Source organism: Zoogloea sp. LCSB751 (assembly GCF_002028455.1).
Taxonomy (GTDB): domain Bacteria; phylum Pseudomonadota; class Gammaproteobacteria; order Burkholderiales; family Rhodocyclaceae; genus Zoogloea.
Genome location: NZ_MWUM01000042.1, coordinates 1 through 21,429 on the forward strand (window position 1 = coordinate 1; position 21,429 = coordinate 21,429).

Annotated in this window: 26 protein-coding genes; 25 read left to right on the plus strand and 1 reads right to left on the minus strand. The window is 64.2% G+C overall.

The genetic code is table 11. The annotated features are described in order from the left end of the window. Together B4920_RS29620 and B4920_RS24815 are read left to right on the plus strand one after the other, a co-directional pair. The coding region (locus B4920_RS29620; protein WP_216820018.1) for a hypothetical protein at nt 1-318 on the plus strand (318 nt) is incomplete at its 5' end. 62 nt (nt 319-380) lie between these two features. Continuing rightward, complete coding sequence (locus B4920_RS24815) at nt 381-2,060, plus strand: sigma-54-dependent Fis family transcriptional regulator (RefSeq protein WP_079437435.1); 1,680 nt, start codon at nt 381-383, stop codon at nt 2,058-2,060. A gap of 30 nt (nt 2,061-2,090) precedes the next feature. Here B4920_RS24815 and B4920_RS24820 read toward each other — a convergent pair whose 3' ends face one another. Continuing rightward, nucleotides 2,091-3,266, minus strand: coding sequence for a sensor domain-containing diguanylate cyclase (locus B4920_RS24820; protein WP_079437436.1), 1,176 nt, complete (start codon nt 3,264-3,266; stop codon nt 2,091-2,093). A gap of 354 nt (nt 3,267-3,620) precedes the next feature. Between B4920_RS24820 and B4920_RS24825 the strand changes: the two genes are divergently transcribed. The 23 genes from B4920_RS24825 to dnaB all read left to right on the plus strand — a co-directional run bounded on the left by B4920_RS24825 (nt 3,621) and on the right by dnaB (nt 21,323). Then, nucleotides 3,621-3,938 carry a 2Fe-2S iron-sulfur cluster-binding protein gene (locus B4920_RS24825; protein ID WP_079437437.1) on the plus strand — a complete coding sequence of 106 codons (318 nt, stop codon included), beginning with the start codon at nt 3,621-3,623 and terminating at the stop codon, nt 3,936-3,938. Between the two features lie 45 nt (nt 3,939-3,983). Beyond that, entirely contained in the window at nt 3,984-4,913 is a 930-nt protein-coding gene (locus tag B4920_RS24830) for a catechol 2,3-dioxygenase (protein ID WP_079437438.1), read from the plus strand. Between the two features lie 8 nt (nt 4,914-4,921). Then, on the plus strand, nt 4,922-5,179 hold the full coding sequence (locus tag B4920_RS24835) for a phenol hydroxylase subunit (protein WP_079437439.1): 258 nt from the start codon (nt 4,922-4,924) through the stop codon (nt 5,177-5,179). A 24-nt stretch (nt 5,180-5,203) separates the two neighbouring features. Then, complete coding sequence (locus tag B4920_RS24840; protein ID WP_079437440.1) at nt 5,204-6,196, plus strand: aromatic/alkene monooxygenase hydroxylase subunit beta; 993 nt, start codon at nt 5,204-5,206, stop codon at nt 6,194-6,196. 9 nt (nt 6,197-6,205) lie between these two features. Further along, nucleotides 6,206-6,475, plus strand: coding sequence for an MmoB/DmpM family protein (locus tag B4920_RS24845; RefSeq protein ID WP_079437441.1), 270 nt, complete (start codon nt 6,206-6,208; stop codon nt 6,473-6,475). 14 nt (nt 6,476-6,489) lie between these two features. Then, nucleotides 6,490-8,010 (plus strand): aromatic/alkene/methane monooxygenase hydroxylase/oxygenase subunit alpha, encoded by a 1,521-nt coding sequence (locus B4920_RS24850; RefSeq protein ID WP_079437442.1) that lies wholly within the window; start codon nt 6,490-6,492, stop codon nt 8,008-8,010. 143 nt (nt 8,011-8,153) lie between these two features. Further along, nucleotides 8,154-8,510 (plus strand): phenol hydroxylase subunit P4, encoded by a 357-nt coding sequence (locus B4920_RS24855; RefSeq protein ID WP_079437443.1) that lies wholly within the window; start codon nt 8,154-8,156, stop codon nt 8,508-8,510. Nucleotides 8,511-8,520: 10 nt separating this feature from the next. After that, a complete protein-coding gene (locus B4920_RS24860) occupies nt 8,521-9,576 on the plus strand; it encodes an NADH:ubiquinone reductase (Na(+)-transporting) subunit F (protein ID WP_079437444.1) in 1,056 nt (351 codons plus the stop codon). A 162-nt stretch (nt 9,577-9,738) separates the two neighbouring features. Further along, the gene (locus tag B4920_RS24865; protein WP_079437445.1) at nt 9,739-11,199 is read left to right on the plus strand and encodes a 2-hydroxymuconic semialdehyde dehydrogenase; all 1,461 of its coding nucleotides are present in this window, start codon (nt 9,739-9,741) and stop codon (nt 11,197-11,199) included. A gap of 23 nt (nt 11,200-11,222) precedes the next feature. Beyond that, complete coding sequence (gene dmpE, locus B4920_RS24870) at nt 11,223-12,020, plus strand: 2-oxopent-4-enoate hydratase (RefSeq protein ID WP_079437446.1); 798 nt, start codon at nt 11,223-11,225, stop codon at nt 12,018-12,020. Continuing rightward, nucleotides 12,017-12,820 carry a 2-oxo-3-hexenedioate decarboxylase gene (gene dmpH / locus B4920_RS24875; RefSeq protein WP_079437447.1) on the plus strand — a complete coding sequence of 268 codons (804 nt, stop codon included), beginning with the start codon at nt 12,017-12,019 and terminating at the stop codon, nt 12,818-12,820. Before dmpE ends, dmpH begins: the two co-directional genes overlap by 4 nt. A gap of 16 nt (nt 12,821-12,836) precedes the next feature. Further along, nucleotides 12,837-13,055, plus strand: coding sequence for a 2-hydroxymuconate tautomerase family protein (locus tag B4920_RS24880; RefSeq protein ID WP_079437448.1), 219 nt, complete (start codon nt 12,837-12,839; stop codon nt 13,053-13,055). Next, nucleotides 13,052-13,966, plus strand: coding sequence for an acetaldehyde dehydrogenase (acetylating) (locus B4920_RS24885; protein ID WP_079437449.1), 915 nt, complete (start codon nt 13,052-13,054; stop codon nt 13,964-13,966). The genes B4920_RS24880 and B4920_RS24885 overlap by 4 nt, the downstream gene beginning before the upstream one ends. Next, the gene (dmpG, locus tag B4920_RS24890; protein WP_079437450.1) at nt 13,966-15,021 is read left to right on the plus strand and encodes a 4-hydroxy-2-oxovalerate aldolase; all 1,056 of its coding nucleotides are present in this window, start codon (nt 13,966-13,968) and stop codon (nt 15,019-15,021) included. The genes B4920_RS24885 and dmpG overlap by 1 nt, the downstream gene beginning before the upstream one ends. Nucleotides 15,022-15,087: 66 nt before the next feature. After that, nucleotides 15,088-16,023 (plus strand): catechol 2,3-dioxygenase, encoded by a 936-nt coding sequence (locus tag B4920_RS24895; protein WP_079437451.1) that lies wholly within the window; start codon nt 15,088-15,090, stop codon nt 16,021-16,023. A gap of 14 nt (nt 16,024-16,037) precedes the next feature. Beyond that, nucleotides 16,038-16,793: an SDR family oxidoreductase gene (locus tag B4920_RS24900; RefSeq protein WP_079437452.1), complete on the plus strand. Its 756-nt coding sequence runs from the start codon at nt 16,038-16,040 to the stop codon at nt 16,791-16,793. 11 nt (nt 16,794-16,804) lie between these two features. Then, complete coding sequence (locus B4920_RS24905) at nt 16,805-17,236, plus strand: tautomerase family protein (RefSeq protein WP_079437453.1); 432 nt, start codon at nt 16,805-16,807, stop codon at nt 17,234-17,236. A 199-nt stretch (nt 17,237-17,435) separates the two neighbouring features. Then, nucleotides 17,436-18,233 (plus strand): aldolase/citrate lyase family protein, encoded by a 798-nt coding sequence (locus B4920_RS24910; RefSeq protein WP_079437459.1) that lies wholly within the window; start codon nt 17,436-17,438, stop codon nt 18,231-18,233. Nucleotides 18,234-18,388: 155 nt separating this feature from the next. Beyond that, nucleotides 18,389-18,772, plus strand: coding sequence for a 30S ribosomal protein S6 (gene rpsF, locus B4920_RS24915; RefSeq protein WP_079437454.1), 384 nt, complete (start codon nt 18,389-18,391; stop codon nt 18,770-18,772). Between the two features lies 1 nt (nt 18,773). Continuing rightward, on the plus strand, nt 18,774-19,118 hold the full coding sequence (priB, locus tag B4920_RS24920) for a primosomal replication protein N (RefSeq protein WP_079437455.1): 345 nt from the start codon (nt 18,774-18,776) through the stop codon (nt 19,116-19,118). Next, nucleotides 19,090-19,359 carry a 30S ribosomal protein S18 gene (gene rpsR, locus B4920_RS24925; protein WP_079437456.1) on the plus strand — a complete coding sequence of 90 codons (270 nt, stop codon included), beginning with the start codon at nt 19,090-19,092 and terminating at the stop codon, nt 19,357-19,359. The genes priB and rpsR overlap by 29 nt, the downstream gene beginning before the upstream one ends. Nucleotides 19,360-19,374: 15 nt before the next feature. After that, the gene (gene rplI, locus B4920_RS24930) at nt 19,375-19,824 is read left to right on the plus strand and encodes a 50S ribosomal protein L9 (protein WP_079437457.1); all 450 of its coding nucleotides are present in this window, start codon (nt 19,375-19,377) and stop codon (nt 19,822-19,824) included. 98 nt (nt 19,825-19,922) lie between these two features. Further along, nucleotides 19,923-21,323, plus strand: coding sequence for a replicative DNA helicase (gene dnaB, locus B4920_RS24935; RefSeq protein ID WP_079437458.1), 1,401 nt, complete (start codon nt 19,923-19,925; stop codon nt 21,321-21,323). The last annotated feature ends 106 nt before the right edge of the window (nt 21,324-21,429 follow it).

Sequence of the window (21,429 nt, forward strand, 5' to 3'; positions counted from 1 at the left end):
CTGGTGGTCAATTCCCGCAGCCGCGAGCAGGCGCTGCCGCACGTGGAGCGCATCGAGGCACTGGATGGGGTCGTCGACGGCCAGCTGGTGCAGATCGAGGGCAGCGTGCAGGACGCGGCCGGGCGGCAGGCGGTGCAGGCCTTCAAGGGCCGTCTGCAGGATTACCGCCGCGCCCGCAGCGGCATGCTGGAGCGGGCCCGCGCCGGGGACCTAGCGTGGGTTCGCACGCAGGGCATCGAGCGCGTGCGCCCGGCCTATCGGGCTCTGAAGGAGAGCTACGGGGTGCTGGCTGCCGGCCGGACTGCCGGCGTTGCCTAGCGGGAGAAGGGGCAGAGTACAGTACACCCACGAACGGCACGTCCGATGCCGCGGAGAGGGGAATGACGAAAACCAGACTGATCGAGCAGTTCAACCTGCGCTCGCGCTTGCGCTTCAACCTCGAGCAGGGGGAAATCTGGCTCGACGAGAACCGCATGCTGCTGTTCCATGCCCGTGCGATGGGCGCGCTGCGCCGGGAGCTGTTCGACTCCCTCGGCGTCGAGCGGGCCCGAGGCTTGTTGATCCGCATGGGCTTTGCGTCCGGCCAGCAGGATGCTGAGCTGGCCAAGAAGCTGTTTGGCAGCGGCGATCCCGACGACGTGTTCCGCATCGGTCCCGAGCTGCACGCCTTCGAGGGGCTGGTGCGGGCCAACATCGTGCAGTCCGATCTGGATTGGGAACTCGGCAGCTTTGCTGGCGAGGTGGACTGGGTGAACTCCTGGGAGGCCGATTCCCACCTGCAGTTGTTCGGTATCGGCGAGGATCCGGCCTGCTGGACGCTGGTCGGCTACGCGTCGGGCTACGTCACGCAGTTCTTCAACCGTCTGATCGTCTTCCGCGAAACCAGCTGCATCGCCCGCGGCGACGCCCATTGCCACATTGTCGGCAAGCCGGCCGAGGAGTGGGGCGACGATGCCTATCTGGACTACTTCAAGCCCGACAACCTGCAGGGCCAGCTGGAGGAGATGCGCGAGGAGATCAGCCGCCTGCGCAAGACGCTCTGTGCGTCCCGTACGGCGGGCAACCTGATCGGTGCGTCGCCAGGCTTCAAGGCCGCCTTCGAGCTGGTCGGCAAGGCGGCGGCCAGTCCGATCACAGTGCTGTTGCTCGGCGAGACCGGTGTCGGCAAGGAGATGTTCGCGCGCTGGATCCACGATCACGGTAGCCGCTCCGACAAGCCCTTCGTGGCCATCAACTGTGCGGCAATTCCCCATGACTTGCTCGAGTCCGAGCTGTTTGGTGTGCAGAAGGGGGCCTACACCGGCGCCCAGGCCTCGCGGCCGGGACGTTTCGAGCGCGCCCACGGCGGGACGCTGTTTCTCGACGAGGTCGGTGACCTGCCGCTGGCGGCCCAGGTCAAGCTGCTGCGGGTGCTGCAGACCGGCGAGGTGGAGCGCCTCGGCGACGATCAGGTGCGCAAGGTGGACGTGCGCCTGGTGACGGCCACCAACGTGGACCTGCCGCAGGCGATTGCCGCCGGGCGCTTCCGGGCCGACTTGTATTACCGGCTGGCGACCTATCCGGTGCTGATCCCGCCATTGCGCGAGCGACGCAGCGACATCCCGCTGCTGGCCGCGGCGATGGTGGAGAAGTACGAGGCGTCCTATCACAAGAAGCTGCAGGGCATCAGCGACCGGGCCATGCAGGCGCTGATGGGCTACCAGTGGCCGGGCAATGTACGCGAGCTGCAGAACCTCATCGAGCGTGGGGTGTTGCTGGCGCCCAGCGGCGGACTCATCGAGATCGAGCACCTGTTTGCCGGCGGCGCGCCGGTGACGGCGCAGGGGGCCGAGGTGGATCGGGCCGGTGTCGTCGGCAACGAGCGCGACGACAGCCGCAACCGCCTGTACGAGGCCATCCTCAACGAGGGTTTCGACCTGGAGCGGCACGAGGCCAGATTGCTGGAGCTGGCGGTGCAGCGGGCCAAGGGCAATCTCACCCATGCCGCGCGCCTGCTCGGCATCACCCGGCGTCAGCTGGCTTACCGGCTGCGTCAGGGAGCGGTGGCGACGGAAGAGTGAGGGCGGAGCGCTGGTGGCCGCCGCCCCTTGTCAGCCGGCGGCAGGCTGCGGTGCCTGCATCGCTGCGTCGACCGGGGCGTGGATCACCACCCGGTTGCGGCCGCCGGTCTTGGCCTTGTAGAGCGCCTGATCGGCGACGCGGAGCAGGCTCTCGGGGTTCGCGCCATGGGCTGGGAACAGCGCCACGCCGATCGACAGGCTCAGTGCGCCCGGCAGATCGTCACGGGTCCGGCCCAGCTCGGAAAACCCCCGCCGCCATTGCTCGGCCCGCTCATGGGCAGCCGAAGCCGGAAGGCCGGGCAACAGCATCACGAACTCCTCACCGCCAAAACGGCAGGCCACATCCTGCTGGCGTGCCTCACGGGCCAGCAACTGGCCGAGCTCCTGCAACACCAGGTCGCCCATCTGGTGCCCGTGCCCGTCGTTGACCTGCTTGAAATGGTCCACGTCGATCAGCATCAGGCATAGCGGCTGGCTTTCGCGGCTGCAGCGGGCCAGTTCGCGCTCGAAAGTGTCGATCAGGTAGCGCCGGTTGAACAGGCCGGTGAGGGCGTCCCGGTTGGCCTGTTCGTGCAGGCTGCGCTGCAGCGTGAGGTTCTCGGCCAGTTGCTGCTGCAGCGTGTCGTTGGCGTTGCGCAGTTCCTGTTCCCGCTGCTTGAGGTTCTCGCGCACGGTGCGCAGCAGCAGCGCCCGGGTGTGGGCGATCCTGCCGATGCCCAGCAGATACCAGCTGAGGCCGAACACGCACAGACCGGTGATCCACGGATTGTCTTCGGGGATGAGCTGGAAGCCGCCGATGCCGATGCCGAGCAGGGTGCCCAGGCCGAAGGCTCCAAGGGCCAGGAAGATGCCGCGGTAGCCCTGGCTGATGGCGTTGTTGATGGCCGTGCTGATGAACAGCGTGAAGGTGATCCACAACGGGAAGCCGGTTGTTGAAACCCAGATGGCCACCAGGAAGCAATCCAGCACCAGATTGTGCAATTCCGCCTGCTGGGAGTTCTCCGCCCGGCAGGCACGCAGGTAGATCAGGTGCGGATAGACAAGGAACTGCAGTGCCAGCAGCAGCCACACCCACGTTGAGTAACCCCTGCCGGCCAGGTGGAGGGAGAAGAACGCGAAGGCGTTGACGAAGGAGACCGAGCGCATGACCCAGTGCGCCCGGACGATCCAGTGGGGTTGGCGGGGGGCGGTCGGAGGCGGCGGCATCGCGCGATTATCCCCGCTGCGTTATGCCAATGTGCGTGTACGCCATGCCAACTTGCATTTCAGTGTGACAAAACACCGAACTGGGCCGTGTTGGTGGCGTGTCAGCCATTGCCAAATTTCCATTTTTTCGCTTGTTGCACTGCAGCTTTACGTTTTTGTAACGCTAAAAGTCGCCCTCGACAAAAGCGTCAGGCATCCAAAAGGGGTGATTTTCGTCCTGACTTTGTAAATCCTTATGGGTCAATGACTTGTGTGAATGGCACGGCATCTGCATTAGTTGTGTTAAGTGCGGCATAAATGAAGTTGATAAAAGCCGCCGATTGACGAAAACGTCGATACACATCTGGAGGGGCCATGACACACACCGTCAGCATCGAAGACTCGGGCGTCCGCTACGCCTGCGCACCGCAAGAATCCCTGTTGTCCGGCCTGCACCGGCTCGGCCTGCGCGGCATTCCGGTGGGGTGTCGCGGCGGTGGCTGTGGCGTCTGCAAGGTCGAGATCACCGGGGGTGAATTCAGCACCCGAGCGATGAGCCGGGACCATGTCTCCGACGACGATCTGGCGCAGCGCCGGCTGCTGGCCTGCCGGGTGTATCCCTCCAGCGATCTTTCCGTGAAGGTGATCGGCAAGCTGCAGAAAAAGGTCTGCACGCCCGCCGCCGATCGCTGAGTTCCCCGCATTCCGTTCGATACATCCATAAAGAGGAGACGAGATATGGCGCTTACCGGCGTTCTTCGCCCTGGCCATGCCCAGGTTCGCGTGCTGGATCTGGAAGAAAGCGTGCGCTTTTACCGTGACGTGCTGGGGCTGGTGGAAACCGGCCGCGATGCCCAGGGGCGGGTCTATTTCAAGTGCTGGGACGAGCGCGATCACAACAGTTACGTGATCCGCGAGGCGGACCGGGCCGGCATCGACTTCTTCGGTTTTCGCGTGCTCGACCAGGCGACCCTCGACAGGCTCGACGCCGACCTCAAGGCCTACGGGCTCGCCACCGAGCGCATCCCGGCGGGGGAGATGCTGGGAACCGGCGAACGGGTGCGCTTCACGCTGCCGTCCGGCCACGTGATCGAGCTGTACGCCGACAAGCACAAGGTCGGCAACGGCATCCCGCTGGTCAATCCGGCGCCGTGGAGCAAGGCCCGCGACCACGGCATCGCGCCAGTGCGCCTCGATCACGCGCTGCTCTACGGGCCGAACGTGGCCGAGGTGCACAAGATCTTCACCGAGGTGCTCGGCTTCTACCTCGTCGAGCGCGTGCTGACGCCGGACGGGCAGGGCAATGCGGCGATCTGGCTGTCCTGCGGCCAGAAGGTGCACGACATCGCCTTCGCCGAGTATCCGGAGCCGGGCAAGCTGCACCACTGTTCCTTCCTGATGGAGAGCTGGGACCAGGTTTTGCGCGCCGGCGACATCATGTCGATGAACCAGGTGGCGGTGGACATCGGCCCGACCCGCCATGGTGTGACCCGCGGCTGCACGATCTACGCCTGGGACCCGTCCGGCAACCGCTTCGAGACCTTCTTTGGCGGCCACCTGCCATACCCCGATTACGAGACCCTGACCTGGACCTTCGACAATTTCGGCCAGGGCCTCGACTACCCGCAGCGCAAGCTGCACGAGACCTTCCTGACCGTCGTCAGCTGAACCCGGCCATGACGAGCACCCATCCGCCGATGGACACCGCCCGGCGCTTCGTGCGCGTGAGCGGCGAGCGCCCGAATGGCTTCGTCGAATTCGAGTTCGCCATCGGCGAGCCGGAGATCTTCGTCGAGATGATTCTCGGTCGCGAGGCCTTCGCCGAGTTCTGCGCCGCCAACCGGGTCGAGATGCTGCCGCCGCGCGACCCGGACGCCCCCCAGGGCGACTGGGACTGGCGCCTCGCCGACGCCACCCACACCCGCTTCAAATAATCCGCATACCAGGAGACACACAACATGCAGATCGACCTCCGCACGGTCGCCATCCAGCCCCAGCGCCAGGCCTTCGACCATCTGGTGCGCCGCTTCGGCGACAAGCCGGCCTCCCGCTACCAGGAGGGCAGCTACGACATCCAGGCTGCCGAAAACCTCCACTACAAGCCGACCTGGGATCCGGAGCAGGAACTGTACGATGCCGGCATCACCCGCATCGTCATGCAGGACTGGTATGCGCTGAAGGACCCGCGCCAGTTCTACTACAGCACCTACACGCTGACCCGCGCCCGCCAGCAGGAAACCACCGAGGCCAACTTCGCCTTCGTCGAATCCCGCGGCCTGGCCGACATGCTGCCCGATGAGCTGCGCGATGTCGCCCTCAAGGTGCTGGTGCCGCTGCGCCACGCCGCCTGGGGGGCGAACCAGCACAACACCTTCATCTGTGGCTATGGCTACGGCACCACCTTCACCCAGCCGTGCATGTACCACGCAATGGACAACCTGGGCATCGCCCAGTACCTGTCCCGCCTGGGCCTGCTGCTCGGTGACACCGACGCACTGGAGGCCGGCAAGCAGGCCTGGCTGGACAATGCCGCGTGGCAGCCGTTGCGTCGCTACGTCGAAGACTGCCTGGTTCTGCGCGACCCGTTCGAGCTGTTCGTCGCCCAGAACGTGGCCCTCGACGGCCTGCTCTATCCGCTGGTGTACGAGCGCATCGTCGATGAGCACCTGTCGGTGCGCGGAGCCTCGTCGGTGGCGATGCTGACCCAGTTCATGAGCGACTGGTTCGACGAAACCCGCAAGTGGGTCGATGCGGTGCTCAAAGTGGCAGCCGCCGAATCGGAACACAACCGCGCGGTGCTGCAGGACTGGACCCGCAACTGGAGCGCCCGCGCCGCGTCGGCGATGGTGCCCATCGCCGAATTGGCCCTCGGCGCCGAGGCCGACGAGGCGGTCGGCCAGCAACTCGCCGCGCTGACCGCGCGTATCCAGAAGACCGGCATTCCGCTCTGAGAGGTTCACATGTCCACCGTATTCATTGCCCTGCAAGCCAACGAAGAAACCCGCCCGATCATCGAGGCGATTGAGATCGACAACCCGCAGGCGGTCGTCAATCGCCAGCCGGCGATGGTCAAGATCGACGCCCAGGGCCAATTGGTGATCCGCAAATCGACCATCGAGGAGCAGCTCGGTCGCGACTTCGACCTCCAGGAGCTGCACATCAACCTGATTTCCCTCACCGGCAACGTGGTTGAGGACGACGAAACCCTGACCCTGAGCTGGAACAGCTGAAAGAGGAGACCGCCATGGACATGAAAGTAGCCAAGAAGAAACTCGGCCTGAAAGAAAAGTACCGCGCGCTGACCCGCGACCTGGGCTGGGACACCACCTATCAGACGAAGGACGCCGTCTTCCCCTACGTCGGTTACGAAGGCATCAAGATCCACGACTGGGACAAGTGGGAAGATCCGTTCCGCCTGACCATGGATGCCTACTGGAAATACCAGGCCGAGAAGGAGCGCAAGTTCTACGCGATCATCGACGCCCACGCCCAGAACAACGGCCACCTGAACCTCACCGACGCGCGCTACCTGTCGGCGCTGAAGATCTTCCTGCAGGCCATCAGCCCCGGCGAATACGCCGCCCACAAGGGCTTCGCCCGCGCCGGCCGCGAGTTCCCCGGCGTCGGCACCCAGGTCGCGTGCCAGATGCAGGCCATCGACGAGATCCGCCACGCCCAGACGCAGATCCACGCGATGTCCAACTACAACCGTTACTACAACGGTTTCCATGCCTTCGCGGATACCCGCGACCGCATCTGGTACACGTCGGTGGCGCGCTCCTTCTTCGACGACGCGATGTCGGCCGGCCCTTTCGAGTTCATGATCGCCATCGGCTTCAGCTTCGAATATGTGCTGACCAACCTGCTGTTCGTGCCCTTCATGTCGGGCGCGGCCTACAACGGCGACATGGCGACGGTGACCTTCGGCTTCTCGGCCCAGTCCGACGAAGCCCGCCACATGACGCTGGGCCTGGAGTGCATCAAGTTCATGCTCGAACAGGACCCGGACAACCTGCCCATCGTCCAGAACTGGATCGACAAGTGGTTCTGGCGCGGCTTCCGCGTGCTCGGTCTGGTCAGCACGATGATGGACTACATGCTGCCCAAGCGCGTGATGTCCTGGCGCGAAGCCTGGGACATCTACGGCGTGGAGAACGGCGGTGCGCTGTTCAAGGACCTGGCGCGCTACGGCATCAAGCCGCCGAAGGGCTGGGACGACGCCGAAAAGGCCATCGACCACATGTCCCACCAGTTCATGCTGGGCCTCTACCAGTGGAGCTTCGGCACCGCCTTCCACAGCTGGATTCCGTCCGAGGACGACATGAACTGGCTGTCCGCCAAGTATCCGGACACCTTTGACAAGTACTACCGCCCGCGCTGGAAGCACATCAAGAAGCTGGCCGACGCCGGCACGCCGTTCAAGAACTACGGCCTCGCCAAGCTGTGCCAGTGCTGCCAGCTGCCGACCGTGTTCACCGAGCCGGACGACCCGACCCTGACCTGCCACCGGGAGACCGTCTATAAGGGCCAGAAATACCACTTCTGCTCTGACGGTTGCCAACACGTCTTCGAGAACGAGCCGGAGAAATACGTGCAGGCCTGGCTGCCGATGCCGCAGCTGTTCCAGGAGCCGATCAACGGCGATCTGGGCGCCTGGATGGAGTGGGTCAGTCTGCGTGACGGCAAGGACAACGGCGACTACGCCGGCTCCGAAGACCAGCAGAACTTCGAAGCCTGGCGCGGCCTGGCTACCACCAACCAATAAAGAGCGCCGGCCGACCCCCGGGCACGACCACCCCGTGGGGGCGAATTCATTCGCCCGCGGAGGTGGATCAACGCAGGGAGGGCGAATGAATCCGCCCTCCTACACACAAGGTCGGCCGCCTGGAAAATCAAAGGAGACTCAAGATGACCGTAGCTGCAATCCGTGAATACATCGGCGTGCCGCGCGACAGCGTGGAAAATTTCGGCGGCAAGCAGATCGTGTATGCGAGCTGGGACCGCCACCTGCTGTTCGCTGCGCCCTTCCTGCTGTGCCTGCCACCCGAGACGCGCTTCCGCGACCTCGTCGACGGCCCGCTGACGGCCCTGCTGCAGGCCGATCCGGATGCCGCCGCCATCGACTGGACGAAGGTCGAATGGCTGAAGGACAACCAGCCGTGGACGCCGGATTTCGACGCCAGCCTGGCTGCCAACGGCATTGGCCACAAGGACCAGCTGCGCTTCCGCACGCCTGGCCTCAACAGCTTGTCGGCCGCCGCCTGAGGAGTGCACGATGAGCTATGAGCTGACCATCGAACCCCTCGGTCAGACCATCGAGATCGAGGAGGGGCAGACCATCCTCGATGCCGCGCTGCGTGCCGGCATCTATCTGCCCCACGCCTGCTGCCACGGCCTGTGCGCCACCTGCAAGGTGCAGGTGAGCGACGGGGAGGTGGAGCACGGCGAAGCGTCCAGCTTCGCGCTGATGGACTTCGAGCGGGACGAGGGCAAGTGCCTGGCCTGCTGCGCCACGGCCCAGAGCGATCTGGTTATCGAGGCGGAGATCGAGGAAGACCCGGATGCCGAGAACCTGCCGGTGCGGGATTTCGACGGCACCGTGACGCGCATCGAGTCCCTCACGCCGACCATCAAGGGCGTGTGGATCAAGCTCGACGAGCCGATGCGCTTCCAGGCTGGCCAGTACGTGAACCTGGAGCTGCCCGGCGGTATCGGCAGCCGCGCCTTCTCCATCGCCGGTGCGCCATCAAAGGACGGCGAGGTGGAGCTCAATATCCGCATTGTGCCGGGCGGGCAGGGCACCACCTACGTCCACGAGAAGATGCAGGCCGGCGAGAAGGTGCGCATCAGCGGGCCCTACGGGCGCTTCTTCGTGAAGAAGTCGGCCCAGGTGCCGGTGCTCTTCATAGCCGGTGGATCGGGCCTGTCGAGCCCGCGCTCGATGATCCTCGACTTGCTTGAAGAGGGCTTCGAGCGGCCGATCACGCTGGTGTACGGCCAGCGTACGCGGGACGAGCTGTACTACCACGACGACTTCCTGGCGCTGGCCGGGAAGCACCCCAACTTCCGCTACGTGCCGGCCCTGTCGGGCGAGCCGGAAGACTCCGGCTGGAGCGGCTTCCGCGGCTTCGTGCATGAGGCTGCCAAGGCCGCCTTCGACAATGATTTCCGCGGTAACAAGGCCTATCTGTGCGGCCCGCCGCTGATGATCGAGGCCTGCATCACCACGTTGATGCAGGGGCGTCTGTTCGAGCGTGACATCTACACCGAGAAGTTCATTTCTGCGGCCGATGCCCAGCAGGTGCGCAGCCCGCTGTTCAAGGCGATCTGAGCGGATCGGCGCGTGGAGCGCCGATTTCGCGCGCCGATTTAAATACCTAAAAGGTATTAGATGCTCAGAATTAAAGTATTGGACGGTATAGAAGCCCATTCTTAGACTGGCTTCCATACCGGCTCAGCCCGGATGGCATCCAGACAACATACCGAGGTAAGCATGCGTCTCATCGAGAATTTCATCGGCGGCGAATACACCGCCGGCCTCAGCGGCAAGACCTTCGAGAAGCGCTCGCCGGTGGACAACCGGGTCATCGCGCGGATCAGCGAGGCTGGCCGCGGCGAGGTGGATGCGGCCGTGCAGGCCGCCCGGGCGGCCCTCCACGGGGAATGGGGCGGGCTGACGCTGGAGCAGCGCGTCGATCTGCTGTACGGCGTGGCCGACGAGATCACCCGCCGCTTCGAGGACTTCGTGGCCGCCGAAATGGCCGACACCGGGCAACCGTCCCACGTCATGCGGCAGGTGTTCATTCCGCGCGGCGCGGCCAACTTCAAGGTCTTCGCCGACATGGTCAAGAACGTGCCGGCGGAGTCCTTCCAGATGTCCACGCCGGACGGCCGCGGTGCGCTGAACTACGCGATCCGCGTGCCCAAGGGCGTGATCGGCGTGATCAGCCCGTGGAACGCGCCCTTCCTGCTGATGACCTGGAAGGTCGGCCCCGCGCTGGCCTGTGGCAACACGGTGATCGTCAAGCCGTCCGAAGAGTCGCCACACACTGCGGCGCTGCTCGGCGAGGTGATGAACGCGGTGGGCATTCCGAAGGGCGTCTATAACGTGATCCACGGTTTCGGGCCGGATTCCGCCGGCGAGTTCCTGACCCAGCATCCGGGCGTCGACGCAATCACCTTCACCGGCGAGACGCGCACCGGCTCGGCGATCATGAAGGCAGCCTCGAACGGCATGCGCGACGTGTCCTTCGAGCTGGGCGGCAAGAACGCCGGCATCGTCTTCGCCGACGCGGACTTCGACGCGGCGGTGGACGGCATCTTCCGCTCGGCCTTCCTCAATACCGGGCAGGTCTGCCTGGGTACCGAGCGGGTGTATGTGGAACGGCCTATCTTCGACAAGTTCGTCGCGGCGCTGAAGACCAAGGTCGAGGCGGTCAAGTTCGGTCGCCCGGAAAACCACGACGCCAACTACGGCCCGCTGATCAGCCAGGAGCACCGCCAGAAGGTCCTGTCCTACTACCGCAAGGCGGTGGAGGAGGGCGCCACCGTGGTGACCGGCGGTGGCGTGCCCGACGTGCCCGCCGAGCTGGCCGAAGGTGCCTGGGTGCAGCCGACGATCTGGACCGGCCTGCCGGAAAGCGCGGCCGTCGTGCAGGAGGAAATCTTCGGACCGTGCTGCCACATCCGCCCGTTCGACAGCGAGAACGAAGTCGTGCAACTCGCCAACGACACCGACTACGGCCTATCCACGACGATCTGGACCACCAACCTGGCCCGCGCTCACCGGGTGGCGGCGCGCGTCGAGGTGGGTATCACGTGGATCAACAGCTGGTTCCTGCGCGACCTGCGCACGCCCTTCGGCGGCTCCAAGCAGTCTGGCATCGGCCGCGAAGGCGGCGTGCATTCGCTGGAGTTCTACACCGAGACCAGAAACATCTGCGTGAAGCTCTGACGCACTCCCCACAGGACAGAGAGATGAACGAAGAACAGATCCAACACTACGGCGACGCGCTGTACGACGCGTGGCGCGAGCGCCGCACGATTGCGCCGCTGCTCGAACAGGAGCCGGACATCACCCTCGCCGACGCCTACCGCATCCAGCTGCGCTACATCGAGCGCCGCGTGGCGGCCGGCGAGACCATCGTCGGCAAGAAGATCGGCGTGACCAGCAAGCCGGTGCAGGACTTCCTCGGCGTGTTTCAGCCGGATTTCGGCCAGCTCACGTCGGGCATGGTCTATCAGGAAGGCGATGTGATCGATCTGGGCACGCTGATCCAGCCCAAGGCCGAGGCGGAGCTGGCCTTCGTGCTGAAGGAAGACCTGCAGGGGCCGGGCGTCACCGCGATGGACGTGATCCGCGCTACCGACTACGTGGTGCCGTGTTTCGAGATCGTCGATTCGCGCATCACCGACTGGAAGATCCGCATCCAGGACACCGTCGCCGACAACGCCTCCTGCGGCGTGTATGTGCTCGGTAAGGCCAAGGGCGACCCGCGCAAGCTCGACATCACGCTGGCCGGCATGGTGTTGGAGAAGAACGGCGAGCTGCACTCCACCGGCGTCGGGGCGGCGGTGCAGGGCTCGCCGGCCAACGCGGTGGCCTGGCTGGCCAACACCCTCGGCGAGCTGGGCATCCCGTTCAAGGCCGGCGAGGTGATCCTGTCCGGTTCCCAGTCGGCCCTGGTGCCGGTCGCTGATGGCGACGAGCTGGTGTGCACTGTCGGCGGCCTTGGCAGCTGCCGCGTCAAATTTTCCGGCAGGAGCGCCGTATGAGCATGGAAATCACCCTGTCCCGCGAGGACATCGTCCGCCTGTGCGAGCGCGTCGAAGGCGCCCAGACCCGCGCCTACGCGATCCCCAAGCTGACCGACGAATATCCGGGCATGACCATCGGCGACGGCTACGCCGTTCAGCTGGAACTGCGCCGGCGCTTTCTCGCCCGCGGCCACAAGCAGGTCGGCTGGAAGGCCGGCCTCACGTCCAAGGCCAAGATGAAGCAGATGGGCGTCGACGTGCCGTCGATCGGTTTCCTCACCGACCGCATGGCGCGGCCGGAGAACGCGGCCATCTCCACCGCCGACCTGGTCCATCCGCGCGTCGAGTGCGAGGTCGCCTTCGTGATGAAGGACGAACTGAAGGGGCCGGGCTGCACCGCTGGCGCCGTGCTGGCAGCCACCGATTACGTACTGCCGGCGGTGGAAATCATCGATTCGCGCTTCTCCGGCTTCAAGTTCGACCTGCCCAGCGTGGTGGCGGACAACGGCTCGTCGGCCCGCTTCGTCGGCGGCGGCCGTGCCCGCTACGCGCGGGATCTGGATCTGCGGACCCTCGGCGTGGTGCTCGAGAAGAACGGCGAGATCGTTGCGATGGGCGCCTCGGCGGCGGTGCTCGGCCATCCGGCCGAGGCCATCGCAATGCTGGTGAACATCCTCGCCGAGCTCGGCGAGAGCCTGCCCGCCGGCAGTTTCGTGATGAGCGGCGGCATCACCGAGGCCATTGCCGTGAAGCCGGGCGACAGCGTGATCGCCCGTTTCCAGGAACTGGGCAGCGTGTCGATGCGCTTTGTCGAATAAGTCCGAGGAGAACCCGATGCCAATTATCGAAATGCACATGATGGTGGGCCGCACCACCGAGCAGAAGCACAAGGTTGCCGCGGCGGTAACCGAGGCGGTGGCGAAGAGCTTGGATTGCAGTGCCGAGACTGTCCGCATCCTGATCACCGAACACGCCACCGACGGCTTCTACGTCGCCGGACAGACCATGGCCCAGCGCGCTGCCGCGCGGGCCGCCCAGGAGCAGAACGCATGAAGAAGATCCGCTGTGCCTTGATCGGCTCCGGCAACATCGGCACCGACCTGATCTACAAGATCCAGCGCAGCCCGGTGCTGGAGCCGGTGTGGATGGTCGGCATCGACCCCGAATCCGAAGGCCTCGCCCGCGCCCGCAGCATGGGCCTGAAGACCACTGCCGAAGGCGTGGACGGCCTGTTGCCCCACGTGCTGGAAGACAACATCCAGATCGCCTTCGACGCCACCAGCGCCTACGTGCATGCGGAGAACAGCCGCAAGCTCAATGAGCTGGGCGTGCTGATGATCGACCTGACGCCGGCCGCCATCGGCCCCCTGTGCGTGCCGCCGGTGAACCTGCGCGAGCACGCCGACAAGGTGGAGATGAACGTCAACATGATCTCCTGCGCCGGCCAGGCGACGATTCCCATCGTCAATGCGGTGTCGCGCATCCAGAGCGTAGGCTACGCGGAGATCGTCGCCAGCTTGGCCTCCAAGTCGGTTGGCCCCGGCACCCGCGCCAATCTGGATGAGTTTACCTACACCACCTCCGGTGCCATCGAGAAGGTCGGCGGTGCGCGCAAGGGCAAGGCGCTGGCCATCATCAACCCGGCCGAGCCGCCGATGATCATGCGCAACACCATCTCCTGCCTGACCGACGACGAGCCGGACCACGTGAAGATCACCGAGTCGATCCTGCAGATGATCAAGGAAGTGCAGAAGTACGTGCCGGGCTACCGCTTGGTGAACGGCCCGATCTACGACGGCAACAAGGTCCAGGTCTTCATGGAAGTGGCCGGGCTCGGCGACTACCTGCCCAAGTACGCCGGCAACCTCGACATCATGACTGCGGCCGCTACGCGTACCGCCGAGATGTTCGCCGAGGAGATCCTGGCCGGGCGCATTCAGCTTCAAGCCGTGGAGGCCGCATGATGAGCAGCACCAATAATCTGAAGGGCCGCAAGGTTGTCCTGCATGACATGTGCCTGCGCGACGGCATGCACGCCAAGCGCGAGCAGATCAGCGTTGAGCAGATGGTCAAGGTTGCCACCGCGCTGGATGCCGCCGGCGTGCCCTACATCCAGGTCACCCACGGTGGCGGCCTGGGGGGTAATTCGCTGCAGCACGGTTTTGCGCTGGCGAGCAACGAGGAATACATCAGCGCCGTGGCGCCGAAGATGAAGCAGGCCAAGGTGTCGGTGCTGCTGATCCCGGGCCTCGGCACCATGAAGGAGTTGCAGTCCGCCTACGACTGCGGTGCCCGCAGCGTGCACGTGGCGACCCATTGCACCGAGGCTGATACTTCGCCCCAGCACATCGCCTTCGCGCGCAAGCTGGGCATGGACACCACCGGTTTCCTGATGATGGCCCACCTCAACGACCCGGCCGGCATCGCCAAGCAGGGCAAACTGATGGAGGACTACGGCGCCCATACGGTGTACGTCACCGACTCGGCCGGCTACATGCTGCCGGAGGACGTAAAGGCCCGCGTGCAGGCCCTGCGCGACGTGCTCAAGCCGGAGACGGAGATCGGCTTCCACGGCCACCACAACCTGGGCATGGGCATTGCCAATTCCATCGCCGCCATCGAGGCCGGCGCGAGCCGCATCGACGGTTCGGTGGCTGGCCTGGGCGCTGGCGCCGGCAACACACCGCTGGAGGTGTTCGCCGCCGTCTGCGAGCGCATGGGCATCGATACCGGCGTCGATCTGTTCAAGCTGATGGACGCCGCCGAGGACATCATCGTGCCGATGATGGACCACATCGTGCGCGTCGACCGGGAATCCCTGACCCTTGGTTTTGCCGGCGTCTATTCGACCTTCCTGCTCCATTCCAAGCGGGCCGCCGAGCGTTTCGGGGTGCCGGCGCGGGACATCCTGGTGGAGCTGGGCCGCAAGAAGATGATCGGCGGCCAGGAGGACATGATCATGGACACCGCGCTGACCATGGCCAAGGAACGCGGCCTGCTGAAGGAAGTTGCCGCCTGACACCCGCCACGACGGGGCGCCCACGCAGGCGCCCCGCAATCCACACCTTTCAACGGAGACAAAGACATGGCACTCAGGGGATTGCTTCGCCTCGGCGAAGTGGCGCTACGCGTGCTCGACATGGGCGAAGCCCGCGAGCATTACGGCAAACGCATGGGCCTGCACGAGGTGATGACCGACGCCGCCGGCCAGGTGTACTACAAGGCCTGGGACGAGCACGACCACCATTGCCTGGTGCTGCGCGAGGCCGACTCGGCCGGCATCGACTACTTCGCCTTCAAGGTCTTCGACGATGCGACGCTCGACACGCTGGAGCCGAAGATCCGCGCTTTCGGCCTGCAGGTGGAGCACATCGAGGCCGGCGTCTACCCGAAGAGCGGGCGGCGCCTGCAATTCACGCTGCCCAGCGGCCACGTGATGCAGCTCTACGCCCACAAGGAGCAGACCGGCAACAGCATGCCGCTGCTCAATCCTGGGGTCTTGCCGGACGAGGGCGTGATCCGCGGCTTCCGCATCAACCGCCTCGATCACGCGCTGCTTGGTGGTGTGAACATTGACGAATCGGCGCGGCTGTTTACCGAGGTGTTCGATTTCGACCTCAGCGAACGCCTGATCGACGCCGAGAGCGGCCAGTCCCTGGCGCTGTTCCTGAGCTGCACCACCACGCCGCATGACATCGCCTTTGTGCTGCAACCGACGCCGGGGCGCTTCCATCACGTGTCTTTTCTGCTCGAGTCGGTGACCGACGTGATCCACGCGGCGGACCTGATCGGCAAGTACCGCATCCCGGTGGACGTGGGGCCGAACCGTCACGGGGTGACCCGCGGCGCGACGATCTACTTCTTCGACCCGTCGGGCAATCGCAACGAGGTGTTCTCCGGCGGCTATGTGCATTACCCGGACACGCCGACCCTCACCTGGGACACCACCGAACTGGGCCATGCGACCTTCGCCCAGGACAATGTGGTGCGCGAGAGCTTCCTGACGGTGCTGACGGGCTGAAAGGACCCCTGAACATGAATACGGCAGAAGAACTGGCTATTGTCGTCGGGGCTACCGGTGCTTTCGGCAATGCCATCGTGGACCGGCTGACGGCCGCCGGCCTGGGCGTGGTGGCAGTCGCCCGCAGCGCCGGGTCGCTGGCGGCTTTGCAGGACCGGGTGCCCGGCCTGACGGCTTGCGTGGCCGACATCGCGGACGACTCGGCAATCGCCGCCATCGCTGCGGCGGTCAACCGGCCGGTACGGATGGTGGTGCACGGACCTGGCGTGGCGGTGGCGGGCGGCATCCTCAGCGCGCCGACGGCGAGCATGGTGGATGCGGTGAACATCAAGGTCGGCGGCCTGCTGCGCCTGACGCGGGCGGTTGATGGTTTGCTGTCGGCCGGTTCGCGGATCGTCGCCATCGGCGGCCATTACGGCTTCGAGCCGACAGCCTACGCGGCGGCGGCTGGTGTGGCCAACGCGGCGCTGGTGAATGTGGTGCGCCAGCTCAGCCTGGCCTATGGCCCGCGGGGCGTGACGGCGCACCTGATCGCTCCAGGACCGGCCGATACCGAGCGCCTGCGCCGGGTCGCCGCCGACCGTGCCGCACTGCGTGGCATCACGGTGGATGAGGTGCTGGCCGAGATGCTCGCCGATTCGTCCATTGGCCGCTTCACCACGCCGGAGCAGGTGGCCTGGGCGGTGTCCGTGCTGCTGGCGCCGGAGGCCGACTCGATGACCGGCTCCAGCCTGATGCTCGATTCCGGCCGCCGCCGCGGCCTGCCCTAGGAGGTGTCGTCATGCCGATCATCAATTTTCATCTCGTCGAAGGCCTGAGCACGCCCGCGCAGGACGAGCGTCTGCTGCTCGGGGCATGCCGGCTCTATGCACAAGTGCTGGATGCGCCGATGGACCGGGTGCGCGCCTTTATTACATCTCACCGGCCGTCGCAGATGGCGGTGGCCGGCGATCTGGTGGCGCATAACGGGCTGCATGCGCCATGGTTCGATTTCATTGTCCTCGACGGACGTCCGCTGGTGCAGCGACAGCATTTGCTGAGGGGCTTCACCGATCTGATCGTGGATGTGCTCGGCGTGCGCCGTGAGCTGGTGCGCGGCTGCTGCCGGCGCGTTCAGCCAGAGGATTGGGCCATCGGTGGCGAACCGGCCAGTGTGTTGCGCAAGGACGAAGTGGATGCGCGTGCCCGGGCGGCGGCCTCCGGTGCCGCATGAAATGGGGCTCCCGTCCTTGTGTCTCCCTCGACCGACGTAATTCCTCTCCTCCCTGAGTTTGTCGGTCGTTGCTTGACCCCTGCGTGACCAGTCGTCGCGCAGGGGTTCTTTTTTTGTGCTGTCGGACGTGGCTTATGATGTGCGTCAGGCCTGTGCCGGGATGGTTGAACAACAAAGTCTGATGAAGGATGGGGACTACATGGAATTACAGAACAATCGCTTCAAGGAGCGCCTGTTGGCGGGAGATCTGCAGTACGGCCTGTGGCTTGGGCTGTCGGAGATCTTCAGCGCGGAAATCTGTGCGGGCGCGGGTTTCGACTGGCTGCTGATCGATGCTGAGCACGGTCCGAACGATTTGCGCTCGATCTTCGCGCAGCTGCAGGCCATCGCGCCTTACGATTCGCAGCCTGTCGTGCGGCCGCCGCAGGGCGACCATGTGCTGATCAAGCAGTTGCTGGAAACGGGCGTGCAGACCCTGCTGATCCCGATGGTCGAATCGGCGGAGCAGGCGCGGCATCTGGTCGAGGCGATGCGCTACCCGCCGGAAGGCATCCGCGGCGTTGGCAGTTCGATCGCCCGCGCCGCTCGCTGGGGGCGGATCACCGACTATGCTGAGCGGGCCAACGATGAGATGTGCCTGCTGGTGCAGGTCGAAACCCGCACTGGCCTGGAAAATCTTGATGCGATCCTGGCGGTGCCGGGCGTCGATGGGGTGTTTTTCGGGGCGGTGGATCTGGCGGCGTCCTTCGGTTTGCTTGGCCAGCCGAATCATCCGGACATCGTTGGGCGCATCGAAGACGGCCTGCGGCGTACCGCGGCCTGCGGCAAGGCTGGTGGCGTGCTGTGCGGCAATCGCGAGCTGGTTGCCCGCTACCGCGAGGCGGGTGCTCGCTTCATCGCGGTGGGCGTCGATTCGATGCTGCTGGCAGCGGCCACGTCGGAACTCTGTGCGTCCTTCAAGGGTGGCGGTTTCGACGGGCTGGGCGGCTACGGCTGATCCACGCGCGGTCTGAGCGGGTCTTGCAAAAGGCCCGTGATTGTGCCAACATCGCCGGCTCCCTCGGGATAGAGGAAGCGTTTTCTCTATCCGCCGAGGCGTAACCTTGTCCTACCGTTCGCATGACGGGGGGCTTCTATCCACAAGGAGATTCCATGCGGCATTACGAAGTCGTATTCATTGTTCACCCCGATCAAAGCGAGCAAGTGCCCGCCATGATCGAGCGTTATCGTTCCCTCGTGACCTCCCAGAACGGCCAGATCCATCGCCTGGAAGACTGGGGTCGTCGTCAGCTGGCCTACCCGATCCAGAAGATCCACAAGGCTCACTACGTGCTGATGAACATCGAGTGTGATCAGTCCACCATTGCTGAGCTGGAGCACGGCTTCAAGTTCAACGACGCTGTTCTGCGCTACCTGTCCATCCGCACCAAGCGTGCCGTGACCACCCCGTCGCCGATGATGAAGGAAGAAAAGGCTCGTTCCCTGACTTCCGCTTCGGGTGACGAGGCCAAGCCGGCCGAGCAGCCCGCTGCCTGAGTTGCAGGAGCAGTTTCGCAACAGTTTTGAGATTGATGGCGTCCTGACCGAAATCGGCGCCTTGCGTTACTCCCCCGGCGGCGTGCCGGTGCTGGCAGGGCGCTTGGAGCATCGGTCAAGGCAGGTCGAAGCAGGTGTGGAGAGGGATGTCAGCCTTGAGCTGCAGGTCGTGGCTCTCGGTGACAAGGCGAATTTGCTCGCCAGCGCCCGTTTGGGATGTCCGGCGCGTATCGCCGGATTCCTCGCTGCCAAGAGCCTGCGTAGTAGGACGCCTGTATTGCACATCGATACGATCGAATTTTTGGAAGGAATGAATCATGGCATTCAAGCCAGCAACGAAGCGTAAGGACGACCGTGGCGGTCGCAGCCTCTTTAAGCGTCGCAAGTTCTGCCGTTTCAGTGCAGAAAAGATTGAAGAAATCGATTACAAGGATGTGGACATCCTGAAGGACTTCATCACCGAAAACGCCAAGATCATGCCGGCTCGCATCACCGGCACCAAGTCTGGCTATCAGCGTCAGCTGTCCACCGCGATCAAGCGTGCCCGCTTCCTCGCCCTGCTGCCCTACACCGACCTGCATCAGTAATTCCGGAGAGACAGCATGCAAATCATTCTTTTGGACAAAGTTGTCAATCTGGGTGGCCTCGGTGACGTGGTCAAGGTCAAGGACGGTTACGCTCGTAACTTCCTGATCCCGCAGGGCAAGGCCAAGCGTGCCAACGCCGCGAACCTGGCTGAGTTCGAAGCCCGTCGCGCCGAGCTTGAGCGCATCGCTGCCGAGCAACTGGCTGCGGCTCAGGCTCAGGGCGAGAAGCTCGAAGGCTCTGTCGTGACCATCTCCCGCAAGGCGGGTGTCGATGGCCGTCTGTTTGGTTCCGTGACCAATGCCGACATCGCTGAAGCGCTGAAGGCTCTGGGCTTTGGCGTCGAGAAGGCTGCTGTCCGCATGCCGGAAGGTCCGCTGAAGGTTGTCGGCGAGTTCCCGCTCGTTGTCTCCCTGCATACCGACGTGACTGCTAACATCGCTGTCACGGTGGTTGGCGAGAACTGATCGCCAGGAGAGCCATGCTCCCCACAAAAAAGGCTGCCATGTGCAGCCTTTTTTGCTTTCTGGCCTCAGGGCCTCGTTTTTTGTGTTGCTGAAGAACCATGCGTAAATCCGATAGCCATTCCGAAGATCCCGTCATGTCTGCCTTGAGGCTGCCGCCGCATTCCATTGAGGCGGAGCAATCCTTGTTGGGTGGTCTGATGATCGACAACTCCGTATGGGAGCGCGTCGGCGATATCGTCAATGAAGCAGATTTCTACCGGGATGATCATCGGCGGATCTTTCGCCATATCGCCAAGTTGGTGGAAATGGGCAAGCCGGCTGACGTGGTGACGGTGTTTGAGAGTCTGGAGAAGAGTGGTGAGGCGGAGCATATCGGCGGCCTTGCCTATCTGGGAGAGATGGCCAACAGCACGCCGTCGGCTGCGAACGTGCGTCGCTACGGGGAAATCATTCGGGAACGGGCTATCTTGCGCAAGCTGGTGTCCGTTGGTGATGATATCGCCGCCAGTGCGCTGACCCCATCTGGGAAGGACGCCAAGACCCTGCTCGACGAGGCGGAAGCGAAGGTGTTTGAGATCGCCGAGGCTGGCGCGCGGACGGTGAGCGGCTTTCAGGCGATTCAGCCCATCCTCGGGCAGGTGGTCGATCGCATCCAGGAGTTGTATGACCGTGATTCGCCGGCAGGCATTACGGGAGTGCCCACGGGCCTGACTGATCTGGATGAGAAGACCTCGGGCCTGCAGCCGTCCGACATGATCGTGTTGGCCGCGCGTCCCGGTATGGGCAAGACCTCGCTGGCGCTGAATATTGCTGAGACGGTCGCGGTGGAGGCGGGGCTGCCCGTGGCGATCTTCTCGATGGAAATGCCGGGTACTCAGCTTGCAACCCGTTTTCTCTCGTCTGTTGGTCGTATCGATCAGCACAAAATCAGGACGGGTAAATTGAATGACGAGGAGTGGCAGCGTCTCACCTATGCGCTGGGCAAGTTGCATGAGGCACCTATCTTCATTGATGAGACGCCTGGGCTGAATCCGACGGACCTGCGAGCCCGGTGCCGGCGGCTGCATCGTCAGTGTGGGCGGCTTGGCCTGATCGTCATTGACTATCTGCAGCTGATGACATCGCTTAAGGAGAGCGATAACCGTTCGGCTGAGCTGTCCGAGATTTCCCGTTCGGTCAAGTCACTGGCCAAGGAGCTCCACGTGCCGATCATTGCGCTGTCGCAGCTCAATCGTAGTCTTGAGCAGCGACCGAACAAGCGCCCTGTTGCGTCTGATCTGCGGGAGTCCGGCGCGATTGAGCAGGATGCGGATATCATCATGTTCATTTACCGGGATGAGATCTATAACCCCGACTCTCCGGACAAGGGGATGGCAGAGCTCATCATTTCCAAGCATCGGAATGGTTCGACAGGGACCGTCCGGATGACCTTCCTCGGCGAGTTCACGCGCTTTGAGAACTTCACTGGAACCTATACAGGAGCTGCTCCAGAATACTGATTTTCTCTGGATTGAAATTTATTCGTTTAATAGTGTTGACGGGTTCTGATAATTCTTTATAATGCGCAGCTCTTTCGCTGCAGCGCGTTACGAAGTAAGCGCTACG

What these genes read in the sequence shown, in the direction of transcription:
- B4920_RS24815 (WP_079437435.1), top strand. Translation starts at nt 381, where the DNA reads ATGACGAAAACCAGACTGATCGAGCAGTTCAACCTGCGCTCGCGCTTG.
- B4920_RS24820 (WP_079437436.1), bottom strand. Translation starts at nt 3,266, where the DNA reads ATGCCGCCGCCTCCGACCGCCCCCCGCCAACCCCACTGGATCGTCCGG.
- B4920_RS24825 (WP_079437437.1), top strand. Translation starts at nt 3,621, where the DNA reads ATGACACACACCGTCAGCATCGAAGACTCGGGCGTCCGCTACGCCTGC.
- B4920_RS24830 (WP_079437438.1), top strand. Translation starts at nt 3,984, where the DNA reads ATGGCGCTTACCGGCGTTCTTCGCCCTGGCCATGCCCAGGTTCGCGTG.
- B4920_RS24835 (WP_079437439.1), top strand. Translation starts at nt 4,922, where the DNA reads ATGACGAGCACCCATCCGCCGATGGACACCGCCCGGCGCTTCGTGCGC.
- B4920_RS24840 (WP_079437440.1), top strand. Translation starts at nt 5,204, where the DNA reads ATGCAGATCGACCTCCGCACGGTCGCCATCCAGCCCCAGCGCCAGGCC.
- B4920_RS24845 (WP_079437441.1), top strand. Translation starts at nt 6,206, where the DNA reads ATGTCCACCGTATTCATTGCCCTGCAAGCCAACGAAGAAACCCGCCCG.
- B4920_RS24850 (WP_079437442.1), top strand. Translation starts at nt 6,490, where the DNA reads ATGGACATGAAAGTAGCCAAGAAGAAACTCGGCCTGAAAGAAAAGTAC.
- B4920_RS24855 (WP_079437443.1), top strand. Translation starts at nt 8,154, where the DNA reads ATGACCGTAGCTGCAATCCGTGAATACATCGGCGTGCCGCGCGACAGC.
- B4920_RS24860 (WP_079437444.1), top strand. Translation starts at nt 8,521, where the DNA reads ATGAGCTATGAGCTGACCATCGAACCCCTCGGTCAGACCATCGAGATC.
- B4920_RS24865 (WP_079437445.1), top strand. Translation starts at nt 9,739, where the DNA reads ATGCGTCTCATCGAGAATTTCATCGGCGGCGAATACACCGCCGGCCTC.
- dmpE (WP_079437446.1), top strand. Translation starts at nt 11,223, where the DNA reads ATGAACGAAGAACAGATCCAACACTACGGCGACGCGCTGTACGACGCG.
- dmpH (WP_079437447.1), top strand. Translation starts at nt 12,017, where the DNA reads ATGAGCATGGAAATCACCCTGTCCCGCGAGGACATCGTCCGCCTGTGC.
- B4920_RS24880 (WP_079437448.1), top strand. Translation starts at nt 12,837, where the DNA reads ATGCCAATTATCGAAATGCACATGATGGTGGGCCGCACCACCGAGCAG.
- B4920_RS24885 (WP_079437449.1), top strand. Translation starts at nt 13,052, where the DNA reads ATGAAGAAGATCCGCTGTGCCTTGATCGGCTCCGGCAACATCGGCACC.
- dmpG (WP_079437450.1), top strand. Translation starts at nt 13,966, where the DNA reads ATGAGCAGCACCAATAATCTGAAGGGCCGCAAGGTTGTCCTGCATGAC.
- B4920_RS24895 (WP_079437451.1), top strand. Translation starts at nt 15,088, where the DNA reads ATGGCACTCAGGGGATTGCTTCGCCTCGGCGAAGTGGCGCTACGCGTG.
- B4920_RS24900 (WP_079437452.1), top strand. Translation starts at nt 16,038, where the DNA reads ATGAATACGGCAGAAGAACTGGCTATTGTCGTCGGGGCTACCGGTGCT.
- B4920_RS24905 (WP_079437453.1), top strand. Translation starts at nt 16,805, where the DNA reads ATGCCGATCATCAATTTTCATCTCGTCGAAGGCCTGAGCACGCCCGCG.
- B4920_RS24910 (WP_079437459.1), top strand. Translation starts at nt 17,436, where the DNA reads ATGGAATTACAGAACAATCGCTTCAAGGAGCGCCTGTTGGCGGGAGAT.
- rpsF (WP_079437454.1), top strand. Translation starts at nt 18,389, where the DNA reads ATGCGGCATTACGAAGTCGTATTCATTGTTCACCCCGATCAAAGCGAG.
- rpsR (WP_079437456.1), top strand. Translation starts at nt 19,090, where the DNA reads ATGGCATTCAAGCCAGCAACGAAGCGTAAGGACGACCGTGGCGGTCGC.
- rplI (WP_079437457.1), top strand. Translation starts at nt 19,375, where the DNA reads ATGCAAATCATTCTTTTGGACAAAGTTGTCAATCTGGGTGGCCTCGGT.
- dnaB (WP_079437458.1), top strand. Translation starts at nt 19,923, where the DNA reads ATGCGTAAATCCGATAGCCATTCCGAAGATCCCGTCATGTCTGCCTTG.